General features: G+C 46.3%; 13 protein-coding genes. 5 read left to right on the top strand and 8 right to left on the bottom strand.

Annotation, left to right across the window (positions count from 1 at the left end; translation table 11 throughout):
- Window positions 1-14: 14 nt before the first annotated feature.
- From trkA to DEHRE_RS13335, 8 genes are all read right to left on the bottom strand, one after another.
- The gene (gene trkA, locus DEHRE_RS13300; RefSeq protein WP_019224949.1) at window positions 15-1,346 is read right to left on the bottom strand and encodes a Trk system potassium transporter TrkA; all 1,332 of its coding nucleotides are present in this window, start codon (window positions 1,344-1,346) and stop codon (window positions 15-17) included.
- 101 nt (window positions 1,347-1,447) lie between these two features.
- The gene (locus DEHRE_RS13305) at window positions 1,448-3,040 is read right to left on the bottom strand and encodes a Na/Pi cotransporter family protein (protein WP_019224950.1); all 1,593 of its coding nucleotides are present in this window, start codon (window positions 3,038-3,040) and stop codon (window positions 1,448-1,450) included.
- 5 nt (window positions 3,041-3,045) lie between these two features.
- Window positions 3,046-4,011 carry a DNA-binding protein WhiA gene (gene whiA, locus DEHRE_RS13310; RefSeq protein WP_019224951.1) on the bottom strand — a complete coding sequence of 322 codons (966 nt, stop codon included), beginning with the start codon at window positions 4,009-4,011 and terminating at the stop codon, window positions 3,046-3,048.
- 56 nt (window positions 4,012-4,067) lie between these two features.
- Window positions 4,068-5,432, bottom strand: a complete 1,365-nt coding sequence (locus DEHRE_RS13315; protein ID WP_019224952.1) for a gluconeogenesis factor YvcK family protein — start codon at window positions 5,430-5,432, stop codon at window positions 4,068-4,070.
- A gap of 15 nt (window positions 5,433-5,447) precedes the next feature.
- The gene (gene rapZ, locus DEHRE_RS13320) at window positions 5,448-6,317 is read right to left on the bottom strand and encodes an RNase adapter RapZ (protein ID WP_019224953.1); all 870 of its coding nucleotides are present in this window, start codon (window positions 6,315-6,317) and stop codon (window positions 5,448-5,450) included.
- 34 nt (window positions 6,318-6,351) lie between these two features.
- A complete protein-coding gene (locus DEHRE_RS13325; protein WP_242836977.1) occupies window positions 6,352-7,500 on the bottom strand; it encodes an ABC transporter substrate-binding protein in 1,149 nt (382 codons plus the stop codon).
- Window positions 7,501-7,770: 270 nt separating this feature from the next.
- Complete coding sequence (locus DEHRE_RS13330; RefSeq protein ID WP_019224955.1) at window positions 7,771-9,645, bottom strand: B12-binding domain-containing radical SAM protein; 1,875 nt, start codon at window positions 9,643-9,645, stop codon at window positions 7,771-7,773.
- A gap of 56 nt (window positions 9,646-9,701) precedes the next feature.
- Window positions 9,702-10,499 (bottom strand): Cof-type HAD-IIB family hydrolase, encoded by a 798-nt coding sequence (locus DEHRE_RS13335; RefSeq protein WP_019224956.1) that lies wholly within the window; start codon window positions 10,497-10,499, stop codon window positions 9,702-9,704.
- A 298-nt stretch (window positions 10,500-10,797) separates the two neighbouring features.
- Here DEHRE_RS13335 and DEHRE_RS13340 point away from each other — a divergent pair, with 298 nt between their 5' ends.
- From DEHRE_RS13340 to DEHRE_RS13360, 5 genes are all read left to right on the top strand, one after another.
- Window positions 10,798-11,919 (top strand): sensor histidine kinase, encoded by a 1,122-nt coding sequence (locus DEHRE_RS13340; protein WP_019224957.1) that lies wholly within the window; start codon window positions 10,798-10,800, stop codon window positions 11,917-11,919.
- Complete coding sequence (locus DEHRE_RS13345; RefSeq protein ID WP_019224958.1) at window positions 11,909-12,541, top strand: response regulator transcription factor; 633 nt, start codon at window positions 11,909-11,911, stop codon at window positions 12,539-12,541. Before DEHRE_RS13340 ends, DEHRE_RS13345 begins: the two co-directional genes overlap by 11 nt.
- Before the next feature lie 240 nt (window positions 12,542-12,781).
- Window positions 12,782-13,720, top strand: a complete 939-nt coding sequence (locus DEHRE_RS13350; protein ID WP_019224959.1) for an ABC transporter ATP-binding protein — start codon at window positions 12,782-12,784, stop codon at window positions 13,718-13,720.
- 9 nt (window positions 13,721-13,729) lie between these two features.
- Window positions 13,730-14,854 (top strand): ABC transporter permease, encoded by a 1,125-nt coding sequence (locus DEHRE_RS13355; RefSeq protein ID WP_019224960.1) that lies wholly within the window; start codon window positions 13,730-13,732, stop codon window positions 14,852-14,854.
- Window positions 14,855-16,000, top strand: coding sequence for an ABC transporter permease (locus DEHRE_RS13360; RefSeq protein WP_019224961.1), 1,146 nt, complete (start codon window positions 14,855-14,857; stop codon window positions 15,998-16,000).
- The last annotated feature ends 49 nt before the right edge of the window (window positions 16,001-16,049 follow it).

Consider the following 16,049-nt stretch of genomic DNA (forward strand, 5'->3'; position numbering starts at 1 on the left):
ATCCTGATTCTCCGTTAAAAGAATTTATTGACCTTAATGATCGTATCAGGCAGTGCAAAGATTATCACCTGGTCACCGGGCATCAGAACAGATTCACCGTTTGGCACGTAAACCCGACCTTGATGCAGGACTGCTCCAACCAGACAATTGTAGGGAAACCTGACCTCTTTCAGCTTCTTGCCGGCAACTTTGGACGTCGGAGATATGCCGATTTCCATAGCCTGCGCTTTGGCGCCTTCCAGCAGAGCCACGGAAATAAATTTACCCCTGCGGACCTGGCTCAGAATAAAACCGGCTGTGATCAATCTTGGCGATAAGACAGAATCCACGCCTACCTTTTCCATCAGGGGAATATACTCCGTTCTTCCTACCCGGCAAATTGTTTTCTGGGCGCCCAGATCTTTGGCCATCAGGGCCAGAAGCAGATTCAGCTTATCGTCATCTGTCAGACAGACTACGGCATCGGCATCTCCGACCCCTTCTTCCATCAGCAGATCGACATCGGTTCCCTCTCCGCAGTACACAGTTCCCTTTTTGAGGCTTTTGGCCAAAGCCTGACACCGTTCCGGATTCTTGTCGATCACCTTGACGATCATACCTGCCTTTTCGAGCAGAACGGCCAGATTGCGGCCAATTCGGCCGGCTCCAATGAGCATGACTTTCTTGACCGGGACCATCTTTTCGGTAAACTCATCCTGGATCTCATTTAAAGCTTGCGGATCGCCGACAAGAAAAACATTGTCGCTTGGCTTCAGCATCTCCGCGCCGTTCGGTATAATCATCCTGTTTTTACGCAGGATACCAACAATCAAAATATCTTTCGGAAGATCCAGTTCGGAAATCGGGATATTTGTATGCGGTGATTCTGGCCGGATCCTTACTTCCAACAACCTGACTTTACCATCGGCAAAGTCCTCGACCTCCAGTGCTGCCGGAATGAATAAGATCCTGCTTATTTCAACCGCGGTAACATGTTCAGGGTTAATCGTCAGATCGATCCCCAAAGAACGATGGAATTCGGCTTCCTCTTTACCAATATATTCGCTATTGCGGATTCGGGCGATTGTTTGATGTATTCCAGCCTGTTTCGCTGCCATACACGCCACCATGTTCACTTCATCACTGTCGGTGACAGCAATCATCAAGTCTGCCGACCGGACATCCGCGTTCATCAAGACCCTGGGGCTCGCTCCATTCCCTTGAATAGTCATGACGTCAAGGCTGTTCTGGATAATATTCCGGCGTGTTTCATCTTCCTCAATAACAATGACATCATGGTCTTCATCAACGAGGTACTGCGCCAGACTAAAACCAACCTTTCCAGCTCCCACAATGACTACCCGCACGTTAACCCCTCCGGTTCCTATTACTGTTTTAGAGCTACAATATAGCACAAACCAAAGATTTTCAACAGTGTTTTCTCATAATTTGTGAAATTAATTTGCATCTAATCCTGCAATATCTTGGCGATCCGGACAATATGCTCCCCAATTTTATACAGCCAGCTGTTCAATTCCTGCATACCTTGATCATCTTTGGAGATCCGGCAAGTCAGGCTGTTCTGAACTTGATTATAGATTTCGATAATACCCTGATGGGCTTCGATGATCAGCAAAGCAAGAGCCTGATCACCTCTTTCCAAATAGCGCAGCAGGGTTAAAAAATTGCTGGATACAGCGATGTATAATTCTCCGGCCTTTTCCTGATCAGTCTCTTCAGCCATTATCTGGGCAGCATGAATCCTGGTCCCCAGCCTGGCCATCACAATCAGGCTGTCGGCAATATATTCAAGTTCTTTAATGATCAACTGGTAGCTGTGGCTCTCGACAATTTGTTCCCGGGTCATATTCCGACGGAATAATTCCGTAAAGAATTTCGACAGTTCCTGATAGTGCCAGTCTACTTCCCGCTCCGTCCGTTCCAGCTCCTGAAGTATTTTTGTATCCCCGTAAAAGATGATACGCGGCAGTATTTGAACCATATTCTCAAGGATCTTATTCGCCACCCAGCGGATTTCCTGTCTTGCCTGGGTCAAGGCAACAGCCGGCAGTTCAGGAGCTGCCTTGGTAATATAAATAAGCCTTGGTTTTTTGCCTTCGTCCCTTCGCTGCGGGATCAGCTTAATCAGACATTTGCTTAAGATTTTGTTTAAAGGCAGAAATAGAATCACCATTAAGACTGCCGAAAAAAGATGCGTATTCGCTACCTGCCGGGGCAGGTCCGCAGCACTCCATTCGATAAACCGAGTAAAGTACGGAAAAAACGGCAGTAAGATTAACGCTGCAGCAAGACGATAAAGCGTGTTGGCTGCGGCTACCCTAACCGCATCGGCCCGTTCAGCGCTGAGAGAGGAAAACAAAGTCGTCAGCGTCCCCCCGATGTGAGCCCCCATGACCAGCGGGATGACCGATTCCACAGACAGCAGTCCGTGTGTGGAGAGGGAAATAAGAATTGCCAGAAACGCAGCACTGCTCTGCAGTAATGCTGTCACAACCATACTTATGGCTATACCGAGAATCGGGTTTGTCCCGAACTGGGAGAGGAACGCATCGACATCAGGCGAGCTTTTCAACGGTGAAAATGCTCCAGAAAGCAAAGACATGCCAACAAAAATACAGCCAAAACCGATCAGCGCTTGTCCGATGCTTTTGGCCAGCATGGTTCTGACAAGAAAAAACATGATAAATCCGATAAAAAGCAGCAAAAGTGCAAAATCCAGGATTGGGAAAGAGATTAATTGAATGACGATCGAGGTCCCGACCGCTGACCCCAGAACAACACCAAGCGCCTGGGTCAGCGTCATCAGGCCTGAATTGACAAATTCGACGATCATGACCGTTGTCGCGGTACTGCTTTGCAGCGCGACTGTCATCACAATTCCGAATAGGGTCGCTGCCCAAGGCTTTCTAGTTAAAGAGGCCAGGATGTTTTTCAACTTTTTCGCGGCAATTTTCTGCAGCCCTTCCGAAGTAACATTAACCCCGTACAGGAACAGTCCCAGTCCGCCTAGAAATTGCATTACCATCGTGATCGAAAACATTTGCTTTAACTCTTTCCTTTGCCAGGCTTTGGTTTGTTCTTATCCGTCTGAATCTTTTCGGCAATCTCTTCAATCTTGCGCAGTCTGTGATTGACGCCCGATTTACCGACTTTCGGGGTCAGAATTTCGCCCAGTTCTTTCAAGGTATAATCCGGAAATTCCAGACGCAGGCAAGCAATCTCCTGCAGATTTTCCGGCAGGGCTTTGAGTCCGATGGTCCTTTCAATCAGCCGAATGTTTTCTAACTGACGTACTGCGGCGTCCACCGTCTTATTCAGATTGGCAGTCTCACAATTAACGATCCGGTTAACTTGGTTGCGCATTTCTTTGATGATCCGGATATTTTCAAACTCAAATAACGCCTGGTGGGCACCAATCAGCGCAAGAAACTCGACGATATGTTCGCTCTCCTTTAAATAAACCACATGGAAATTCTTACGGGTACTGACCTTCGCCTTTAGATCAAATTTGTTCAAAAGTTCGCTCAGGTCTCCTGCCAGAACCGGATCATTCGTGATAATCTCCATATGATAATTCCCCTCAGGGTTACTGATCGAGCCTCCGGCCAGAAATGCCCCGCGGAGGTAAGCCTTCTGGTCACATTTTTTGGCAATAAGTTTCTTATCAATTCCGGCCTGGATTTCTCCCTCTTCATTAAACAATCCGAGTCTTTGCAGATCACTCATCTCTCTGGGGTAAATCTTCACCAGGTAAGAATTGTTTTTCTTCAGTCTTAATTTCCGCCTGACCACAATATCGGCTGGCAGATGCAGCGATTCTTTGGCCAGGTTATATATTTTTCGCGCCACAGGAGCGCTTTCAGTGATCACGTTCAGGGAATATTTCTGATTCGCGCTGATCTGCAGTGTTCCATCCATGCGGATAAGCGAAGCCAGCTCAGCCAGCTCACAACAATCCTTCTGCAACTCCAGTCTGGCTAGTTCCTCTTTGGTTATGGCACTAAACGACATACCATCAACTCCGGCCCTTCAAAATAATATCCTTTTTCATCAACAGCGGCTTATATTTATATCGACTTAATTTTCCGATTTAGCAGATACGAATCAACCATGGCGACTCTCTCATTCACGGGCTTGAGACGGAATAACAGACGCAAAATTTCTTTAGCCAGCTTATCCGGATTATGCCGGACAACTTCCCCGCCGGTGTAAAAACTGCCTTCAAAGTAACGAACACCCAGTTTTTCGACCTCAGCGGCATCACCGTCCACAACCTCAGCTCCTTCTGCCTGATAGCGTTCCCTGACTTGCTGAGATATATTTTCTCTGGCAGCCAGCACCGCATCAACCAGATCCTTCCCAACATGCTCGATAATCACCTTCAAATGGTCGGCGACCGCATAATGGTCAGTCTCTCCAGGTTCCGTCATAATGTTGCAGACATAAATGCACGGAGCCTTGGCCGAAGCAATCTTGTCGCGAAGCCCTTTCACCAATAGATTCGGAATGATACTGGTATAAAGACTCCCCGGCCCAAGAACAATCAGGTCGGCATCTTCAAGCGCCGCTAAAGCTCCGGGCAAGGGCCGACAGTCCTGGGGCATAATATTGAGAACTTTGATCTTGCCAGGTGTCGTCCGGATGGCTGTCTCGCCGTTAATGAATCTACCGTCTTCAAAATAAGCATTCAGGGTGATTTGAGAAAGCGTTGACGGATATACTTCCCCGCGCAAGGCGAATACTTTGCCAATTTGCTCGATGCCTTTCTGAAAATCACCGAATCTTCCGGCCAGACCTGCAAGAAACAAATTCCCGAGGCTGTGCCCGGCCAGCGTCCCGGTATCAAAGCGATAGGAAAAAAGTTCTTCCATGATATCTTCTTTTTCAGCCAGAGCAACCAGACAGTTACGGATATCCCCGGGCGGCAGAATCCCAAGCTCTCGACGCAGACGCCCCGAGCTTCCGCCATCATCCCCAACGGTAACGATAGCCGTCAGATTGCTGGTATATTCTTTTAGCCCTTTCAGCAACGCCGACAGCCCGGTACCTCCACCGATAACAACAATTTTAGGTCCTCGCTTCAATTGACGGCGGGAATAAATCACATCGAGAATTCTATCTTCATTTTCCGGAATCAGCACGGAAATGATCGAGCTGATCATTTTTTTAAACGCAATAAAAACGATAGCCATACCTGCCAGGCAGGTAACGACCCCCGCCGGACCCACCATTACGGTATCTTTGCCGGCCAGCTGATAGATGATCTCCCGAAACTGCACTTCAATAAATCCGAGGGTTTCCCCGGAGCTGATGACCGAAAGTCCGCCGGCGACAAGAAATAAACCGAGGATTGCCAACAGAAAATATCTTTTTACACCTAAATTTGGATAGAACCATTTGCACATTTCCAAATATTTTTTCGGAAGTTCCATCTCGTCAAACCATTCCTATCCTTTGATATCTCTGTGGTTTATAACACAGGAGTAATTGTTCATCTGCAGGAACTCCGCTGTTTTCTCGGCAATTGCCACGGAACGGTGCTGCCCCCCTGTACATCCTATGCCGATGACCAGGTGACTCTTGCCTTCCTTGAGATATAACGGCAAAATAAATTCCAGCATATGAAAAAACCTGCCGATAAAATCAGCCGTGGTAGGATTCAGCAAAACATAATCCCTGACCTCTTTATCTTTGCCGTTCAGCGGTTTAAGTTCCTTTAAATAATACGGATTAGGCAGAAAACGGACATCGATAATTGTATCGGCATCCAGCGGTATCCCAAATTTAAACCCAAAAGAAACAACCGATACGGACATCCTGGCCGGATCGTATTCCTTTCCAAACAGATTCCTGATTTTTTCCTTCATCTGTACGGTTGTCAGGTCTGAACTGTCAATGATCTTGCTTGCATCCCCGCGTAAATCGGCAAGATATTGCCGCTCTTTGTGAATGCCTTCCAGCACATTTCCCTTCGGAGATACGGGATGCCTTCTTCTTGATTCTTTATAACGGTTGACCAGAACATCGTCCGAAGCCTCTAGGAATAAAATTTCGTATTGATATCCCGCCTCCTGCAGATCCTCGAGCGCCTGGTTTAAAGAAGAAAAGAAATCTCCGCCGCGTAAGTCACAGACAATGGCAGCTTTGTCTATTTTTCCTTGGGATTGGGCACACAAGTCAACGAACTTTTCAATAAGGCTCGGCGGAAGATTGTCAACGCAAAAAAATCCAAGGTCTTCCATACTTTGCAGGGCTTGCGTTTTTCCAGCCCCGGACAAACCGGTAATAATCACCAGTTTCAATGCTTCACTTTTCATAGCCTTTTCCCCACCTGAATTGTTCCTTTCCTGATTATTTCGTTTGCTTGCCAATATCCGACGCATCCTGCTGAATACGAGCGAGTTCACTTTCCATATTGGCCCCTCCTGCAATATTCTGCCAGCTGGAATTTAGGAGGTCCAAATACGTCCAGTCGTTCACTGAACCCTCCAAATACCAGGCAGACTGCAAAGACAAAGCAACCTCTGACTGAAAACGCTTCGTCGCCGATTCGTAATACGCACTGTTAACAGGCAGCCTGCCGCCGGCTTGAAACATCGCCTCTTCCGCCGCCGGCTTCAGCAGTTCTTCTTCAACCAGCCGAATGGCGCTTTCCATGACAGGAATGGTCTTTATGGATGAATTAGCGATTCCGATCGTATGCTCCAGCAAAACCTGTCCCTTGGCTCCCAGTAAAGAATAGAAGGACAGACAGTCCCAGTTTCCACCTATGTTCGTCAGTCTGGTACTGTCACTGGCCCAGGTCAGCAGGTAACCGGTCTCACCCCCGGCAAACCGGGCTAAGGCCGCACTGTCCAAAAGCACTTGATTTTGCTGACGAAGCGCTGCAAAATTGTTGATAAAAGCCCGATTCTTCTGCGAATCCAGGGCTGGAACACCGTTGGCACTTAACGTTCCTCCCTCAGCCCTCCACCACGGACTGAGCAGCGACGCATTCAGACCCGGAACTGCGATGACGGAATGTTTCTCCCAGATTTCCGCCAGACTTGCCGGGGGCACCAGTACTTTATCTTTGCGGTAGTAGAGCAGTGGCACATCCGTAAGCCAGGGTGCTGCAAATGCTTGTTTATTATACGTAAAAACCGCTCTCGCCGCCGGATAGGCTGAGTCGATATCCGCCAGAACAGGTGAGACCGCCCCTTTTTTATAGAGCGCATCGAGGATCTGTCTTCTAGCAATCACAATTTCCGGCCCCTCTGCTCCGGCTTGGTAGTTCCAGACCTGCTGGACAATATCTGCCTCAGCAATTTTTTCACCTTTAACCGATACTTCGGGATATTCCTTATTGATTCTGGCAAACTGCGCAAGTAAAGCCTGTTCTTCTTTGCCGTCCAACGAATACCAGACAGAGATTACCGCAGGGGCGTCTCCGCCGGGTTCCCCCGGAGAGGGTCCCTTGGAACAAGCTGTTAAAGCCGTTAAGCTCAATATAATTATCATAATACACAGAAGTGCTTCCAGCCTTTTTTCCATTCAGAGCGATTTCCTCTCCACATACCTGATACAATATTACTAAAATATTCAAAAACCATTAGGGTAAGTCTAAAGGCCATAATACCGTTTCTCGGCTGTTGCGCATCCATTACGGAGACTAACCCGAGCAAATATTCGTTTCTTCTCCCCTTATTCTAATCCGTCCGCTGGAAAGTTACAAATACTACTTTCTGAGACTGTTTTTGTCAATTGATTTTCTATATGCTTTTAGGAGCTTCAACTTTCAACTTTAAAATACTGGGTCGGCTTTCGACCGTAGTAGAACAAATACCAGCCGCCTTTTCCCGGGGAATGTTCTGTAGTCCCTGTTGGAATATCCCGCTCAAAATATTCGATAGCCGTAGCTCTGATCCATTGCCTTTTATCCATGCCCTCAGACTCAGGAATCCGGTTCTGCCAAATCGGGTCCTTCCTTATCTCTTCTTTCCAACTTTTATCCTGGACAGTCTCTTCTGCTCTCTGTAGAAAATCAGGGATTTGCCCGGGACGTTCAGCGACAAAATAATCAAAACGCAGTGCTTCGCGCCAAAGTTTCCGATTCAGTGCGGTCCGGCCGTCCGGCTGTTCCATCAGAAATTCCCAGATATTCTCGAAGAGTGACCTGGAACTCCATTCTCTTTGGAACCAGCCCTTACCGTGCCAGTATCTGGCCAGAGCATCAAAAAAATCAAACGGGCTTTGCCGGTCAGCAAGAACAACTTCGAGTGAAAACTTAAACCTTCCAGAATTATAGTACCTTTCCAGAGTTTCTTCTATTCGGGCCAGGTCCAAAACCTGTTCGTGGCTCAACTCCCGTGTTTTCAAGACCGTATAGGGCGGATCCGGGCAGTATTTCAGCCCGTATTGGGTGCATTGCCTGCGGATTCCCGAACCCTTCAATACCTTCAGAAAACCAAGCTGCAAATGATTCGGTCTGAGATTAAAAACTTCATCAAATGACTTGCGGAATTCTGCCCACCCCTCATGGGGCAAGCCTGCAATAAGATCCAAATGAACCGGTATCCCGCAATCGTGCTGCAAATAACGAACCTTATCTTTCCAGTCCGCAAAATTCTGGGATCGGCGGATCGCTTTCAAAGCAGGTGGATGGGTGGACTGGACTCCTATCTCTAATTGAATCATTCCTGTCGGATAGTTCTGCAAGTACTGCAGCCAGTCCTGATCCAGCAAATCTCCGGCTATCTCGCAATGAGCCCGTGGAATGTCCCCAGACAATCCATATGTGCCCTCCGGTCCTGTTTTCTCGTACTCCCGTTCAGCTTCCTCTTTAAATAGGTCAAGAACTTGAAACCCGTGTGTTTTGGATGCGTTGAATGTTCTGTCCACAAATTTAATCGTCCGTGCCCCGTTCGCAAAAAGCTGCCGCAAAATAGGACGAAAACGCTCCGGCTGCAAAAACCGGACACCCTTGAAAGTGGACGAAATACAAAATTCACAGTTATACGGACAGCCCCTGCTTGTCTCGACATAAACCAGTTTCCCGCGAAAATCCTCTTGCACCGCGTAGGGGTTTGGCAGAAAATTCAGATCCACGGTATCCGGTGTCGCTGCATTCGTCACTACCATGCCACATGCATCCGTGCTGGTCATTCCCTGGAAACCATCCGAGGCAGTCATGCTGTTCAGGCCCTGGGGACCGCCGGCCTCTCTCCGCAGTCGCCAGACAACACCGGCGACATCCCGGGGAAGGCTGCCTTCGGACCAACCTTTAAGCAGCACAGGCAGAACCCGTTCGGCTTCCCCGGCAACGACCGCATCGAGCTGGGGGACCTCATTCATAAGACGATCACAGTCAAAAGATACTTCCGGCCCCCCAGCCAGAATGAAGGTATCGGGCAAGACAGGCCTCAACCTGCGTACCAGGGCCTTAACGGAGACAATGTTCCAGATATAGCAGGAGAAACCAAGGACATCCGGTTTCTCTTCAAATATTTCTCCGGCAATTTTGTCCAGATGCTCATTAATCGAAAATTCGCGGATACAGATTTCCCATTCAGTGTTTCCCTGTGTCTTCAGGACTTCACGCAGACCGCGAATGGCCAGATTTGTATGTACATACCGGGTATTTATGCCAACGAGCAGGATCTTCACATTAAAACTCCTTACCTGAATTCTTAGGCTGGATTTTTTTTGATTTATGATGGACCTTACAGAACAAATTTCTCGAAAACTTTGGCTACTCCGTCTTCTTTATTTGAAGCTGTAATATAATCCGCAATTTCTTTAAGTTCCTGATGGGCATTGCCCATAGCCACACCGATACCGGCAAACATCAGCATTTCCCGGTCATTGAAATTATCCCCAATCGCGATAATTTCTTCCGGCAAGATGCCGAAATTCGCGGCTAACGCCCTAAGCGCGCTGCCTTTGTTGACCTCTTTATCGATCATATCCAGAAAAATTGGCTTGGAACGCGTAAAATGAAGCCTGTCGGCATAGATCTGCCGCAGTTCTGCCGTAGCAGTCTGGAGATAATCCTCCCCGGAAATGCACAATATTTTTTCAGCACCTTCCGGCTCAGTGTGCAAAATTTGCAGCACATCCGTTTCCTGGACCTTTATTCCGGTCATTTCCTCATAGGCTTTGGAATATTGATTCCATTTATTTGTAAAGACTTCATCTTTGATAAACACCTGTGTGTAGACTTCTTTCGACTGGAGATGCTGAATAATCTTCATAGCTAATCCTGACGGAATCACTTTATGGCAGATGATTTCCCTGCTCAGGGAGTGCTCGATCAAGGCTCCGTTGCATGTAATAATCGGAACATCCAGACCCAGCTGGCTGGCGTATTTTCTGGCAGATACAGCCATCCTTCCTGTAGCAAGCGTAACCATTACGCCTTTGGCCACTGCGCGGCGGATGGCCTTGATATTCCCTTCAGAAATTTGCCACGCATCGTTAAGCAGTGTTTCATCCAAATCTATGGCAACAAGTCGGATCAATCTATTTCACTCCTTTGGTAGATTACACGAACAAATCGATACTATTATACCATAGAACTTGAGGGCCGTAGCCTTTTCGATTTTTAGGCAAGGTAGTCAGACGTATACGTATAACATACCAGAATTAGGGTTGACATGGTCCCGGTAGAAAAACTATAGTAGGATTATATAGAGAATTTGGCTTACGGCAAGCCTTTTGGCACAGGCGTAGGCCTTAGTTGCCCATAGATATATCAAAAAGCACCTAGGTTTTTTCACCGAAATCTGATATGTGAAATAGGATGAACGAGGTAATCTGATGACCAGCTGGCTTTTGGGCACGAAATTAGTGATCATTCTATATAGTATTTTTTGCTATGTACTGACTGGGATGACCAATTTGCCCCTGGTGCTGTTACTTCTACTTATCTATATCATTATGAGCATGTTTCATATTATTTCCTCCAGGGAATCCGTAAAAAAAACATGGATGGTTTTGATATGTGTTTTTCTGATTCTCTCTGCTTTCTATGCCTCTAATCTCTTTGTTTTTCTTTTGCCGTTAAACTTGTTGGAATTGTTTCACCAGTTCGGGAAGAATCCATTATATGCCCTGATCTCTACAGCTCTTCCTCTTTTCTTGCTTGCGGGGAATATTATCCCGGAATATCTGCTGATCAGTCTTTTGAGTGCCATGATTTATGAACTGTCCCTAAAATCTTCGATGCGCATTGCCCGCCTGGCCGCGGACAACGATTTCTTAAGAGAAAAGAACCATTCTCTTTACGGTCGTTTGCACTCCGGTACCGAATATGAAAACCAGGTCAAGTATTTAAGCCAACTGGAAGAAAGAAATACGCTTGCGCAAAATATTCACGATAAAATTGGGCATGTCCTTGCCGGAAGCCTGATCCAGCTTGAAGCCGCCCGCCTGGTGATTGATCGGGACCAAAGCAGATCAAAGGAGATTATTATCAATGTTATCCATGTTCTGAAAGAAGGCATGGAGGATATCCGTTCTACACTCAGAACTATCAAACCAGCTCCTGAGCAGCTTGGCATTAATCGTTTGAAAGCGATTCTGGATGAACATTCATTTAACAGCCAAATGAAAACACATTTGAACTACCAGGGTGATCTGAACTGCATTACCCATTCACAATGGAGAATCATTCTGGAGAATGTCCGGGAAGCACTGACAAATACATTGAAATATTCATCCGCCGGAGAAGTGAAAATAAAACTTGAAATAATGAATAAACTTATTAAGGTCGAAATAAAAGATAATGGAGTCGGTGCCATATCGATTAAGAAGGGATTGGGGCTGGAAGGGATGGAAGAAAGAACGGAAAGCTGCGGGGGTAAACTTATTCTGGACAGTTCAGACGGTTTTTCCGTCATTACCTTACTGCCTGTGAAAGGAGCAGAAAATGCCGATTAAAGTACTTATTACCGATGACGATATCCTGATCCGGGAAGGGCTTAAAATCATACTTCAAAACGACGAACGTTTTGAAGTAACCGCCTGTGTGGAAAATGGCCTGCAGGCCATCCAATACTGCGAATCCCAGAAAGTCGATATCGCGCTGCTTGATGTCAGGATGCCTGTCATGGACGGCCTGCAGGCTTCCAGAGAAATATCTGAAAAAACGACCGTCAAGCCACTGATCCTGACCACATTTGACGACGATGATTTTATTCTGACGGCCGTAAAAAACGGCTCAAGAGGGTATTTGCTGAAGAACAGTTCCCCTGACCGGATCATGGACGCGATAAAAATGGTATATGAGGGCGGCATTGTGATGCAGGACAGTGTGATGAAAAAAATTCGGGAGGAGCTGGTCACGAATCCCAAAGTCAAAATTGCCGAAGATCTTTTTTCTGACAGGGAAATGGATATCATCAAACTTATTTCCAAAGGTCTGGCTAATCGCGAAATAGCAAAGAAGCTCTATGTCTCGGAAGGCACAGTTAAAAATTATATCACTTCCATCCTGAATAAAACGGGACTTGAACACCGAACCCAAATTGCGATTTATTACCTGACCGGTTCCAAATCATAAAAACGTTACATAACAAAAAGAATGCAACTCAATCATCATAAACAAATGACTTTTGTCATACAAACTGGTGACCTTTTCTACTAACGAAAGGTTCCTTTTTTTATTAGTATATAAGAAAGTATACGTTACTTTCTTATATATCTAAGTGCAGCTAAGGCTGCCGCCAGAAAACTTGGCGCCAGCCAAGTTTTCTTTGATGAATCAGAGGGATGGGTAGGAAAATGAAAGGGGCGATTCATTATGAGCATCCTGGTGATGGAAAATGTTACGAAAAAATTCGGTGATGTCATTGCTGTAGATAACATGAATATCAGCATTGCGAAGGGAGAAATATTTGGACTTTTAGGACCGAACGGTGCAGGTAAGAGCACCGCTATTAACATGATTATTGGCTTATTATCCATCGATAAAGGGAGTATCTCTATACTGAATAAAGATACGAAAAGAAACAAAGCCTTTTCGAAGAAAAATACAGGCATAGTTCCCCAGGATATTGCCATTTATGAAGATCTGACCACGCTGGAAAATGTCAAATTTTTTGCGGGACTTTACGGTCTGCGAGGGGATGAGCTGAATAAAGCAGCGGCTGAGGCGCTTGAATTTACCGGATTAAGCGATAAAGCAAACAGTTATCCAAAAAGCTTTTCCGGGGGCATGAAAAGACGGCTGAATATCGCCTGTGCGATTACCCACAAACCGAAATTGATTATCATGGATGAGCCTACCGTAGGTATCGATCCTCAATCCCGGAATCATATCCTGCAATCTGTTAAGAAATTAAATCAGATGGGCTGTACAATCATTTATACCAGTCATTACATGGAAGAAGTCGAAGAAATCTGTTCCCGAATCGCGATCATGGATCACGGCAAAGTGATCGCCCTGGGCAGCAAAGAAGAGTTGAAAGCGCTGTTAACCGACTCCAATATTGTCTGGATTACCGTTAACGACTCGATCACGAAAGCTGTCGAAGACAAGATCAGGGAAATACCCGGGGTTCTTCAGATGGACATTGAAGAAAATACGCTAAAAATAAGCACTGCCAAAGAAGTCCACAACCTTGATAAAATTATCTGTTACTTTACCGAAAACAAGTTCTCAATCAAAAGTGTTGAGAGCAGAACACCGGACCTGGAAACTGTATTTCTGTCGCTGACCGGCCGCAGTCTAAGGGATTAGGTGGCTACCATGAGAATTATCCATATTATTTTAAAGGAATTCAAACAGAACATTCGGGATTTCAAAGCGAATATTATGATGGTCCTTTTCCCGATTGTCTTGATTGTCATTCTGGGTACGGCCTTTTCCGGTGTATTTTCCAATGATATTGTATTGGACGATATACGTGTCCTTTATTCTGTTCAAGGAGATCCGGCACTTACCGAAAGTTTTCATTCCTTTCAGGATGAGCTGCAGAAACAGCTGGGAATTACTTTTACCGAAACGACAGACCCAGAGGAAGGTCTAAGCAGTATTAAAAATGACCAGTATTCCTGTTTTATTTTGCTGACGAGCGCCCCTCCGGAAATTCGCGTCTATAAAAATGCGCGTTTTAACTTTGAGGCCAATCTTGTTGAATCATCCGTTAAAGTGTTTGCCGCCAGATACGATGCCGTTAAGCTGATTGCCCAAATAAATCCTTCCGCATTAGCGGGCATTATGGCTAGTCCTGAAGAAGATTATGTTCAGTCCGAATCCATAGACAAAAAAAGAGAACCCGGTTCACTGGATTACTACGCGGTAACCATGCTGACACTTTTTTTACTGTACGCTTCGCTGACCGGATTCTGGTCTGTTAAAAATGAACAGAATTTTAAAACCGGAAACAGGATACTTTGCAGTCCTGTCACCAAAATTGAACTACTCACAGGCAAAACGCTCGGCGGCCTCCTGGTAACCATCGTGCAGGCAGCGGTCGTTCTTCTGTTCAGCTCGCTTTTCTTTAAAGTGTACTGGGGATCAGATCTGCTATCGGTCCTGCTGATCATTTTCTCTGAAGCTGTTCTGGCAATCAGTCTAGGCACAGGAATTGCTTACCTGATTCGCAATGACGGTACAGGTGCCGCTTGTCTAAATGTTTTGATCCCAATTATTGCTTTCCTCGGCGGCGGGTATGTCCCGTTATCCTCGCTGAATGGTCCACTCACTGCCATCACTGCGCTATCTCCGCTTAAGTGGACAAATGAGGCAATTTTCAGATTGATCTATGATCAGGACTATACGATCATGCTTCCTGCTATTCTGATCAATCTGGCTGTCGCCGCGACATTTCTAATGGTCTCAGCATTCCTGTCCAGAAAGGAGGCGGTCTGAATGAAAAACATTCTATTTTTAGTCCAGAACACCTTAAAGGTCACCTTTAGAAAAAAGGGGAATTATATTGTCTATCTGCTTCTTCCACTGCTCGGTATTGTCTTTGCACTGGCGATCTACAGCGGGGCCAAGTCAGAACCCGTCCAAATCGGGCTGATTGACAAAGACCAAACTGCCCTTTCCGCCTACCTTGTCCAGGAAACTGCTAAAGCGGGAAACTATACGCTTACTCCCCTCCAAGAAACAGAAATAAAAAACAACCTTCTGGATCAAACCCTGGAGGCAGCTGTCATCATCCCCGGTGGATATGAAAAAAGTATTGTTGCCAGCTCTCCGGCAGCAATCAAAATCATCTCGTTAAAGGGACAGGATACAACGGCCTGGCTGGAGCAGTTTTTCAATCTGCAGACCCGGAATCTGAAAGATCTGGCTGCCGCTGCCGGCGGGGACGAGACAGCTTTCCGGGGACTGTTTCAGGAATACAGCAGCCATCCGCTCCAGGTATCTGCTGTCGAACTGCAGGACGAAAGTGTCAGCAAGGATATTACCCTGACAAGCTTCGGCTTCCTGCTGATGTTTGTTATGCTCGGAGCAGGCTTGACATCCCATGCTATCCTGAATGAAAAAAAAACCAGGACCTATCACAGAATTTGTGCGAGTCCCGTATCGCCAAAGGAATATCTCAGTGCAAATGCGCTAAGCAGCCTGATCATCGTTACCGTTCAAACACTCTTTATCATCGTGGCTTTACAATATCTGTTCCGTATTGAAACCTATGTGCCTGCAATCCTTCTGTTCTTTATCCTTCTGCTGTTCGGCCTTGTTTCGATCGGGATTGGACTTATTACAACAGCGTTTTCCAGTTCGTCCTACATGGCAGGCACGCTTTCTACGCTTATCCTGACACCGACCTGCATGCTGGGAGGATGTTTCTGGCCGGTTAGCCTGATGCCCGAAACCATGCAGAAAATCGCCCATTTTATGCCGCAATGGTGGGCTTTGGATGCGATTCGAAAAATGCAGTCCGGCAGCAGTCTGTCAGAAATCCTGATGAATATTGCTATCTTGATTGCTTTTGCCGTGGCTTTCTTCCTAATTGCAGTGTACCGGTTCGCCCGGGAAAACAATATCCAGAAATTCGTGTAATTCATTTGTTTGTACTGAATAAGAAACAAAAATACTGCCAACAACGGTC

It is taken from the genome of Dehalobacter restrictus DSM 9455 (assembly GCF_000512895.1).
GTDB classification, from domain to species: Bacteria; Bacillota; Desulfitobacteriia; order Desulfitobacteriales; family Syntrophobotulaceae; genus Dehalobacter; species Dehalobacter restrictus.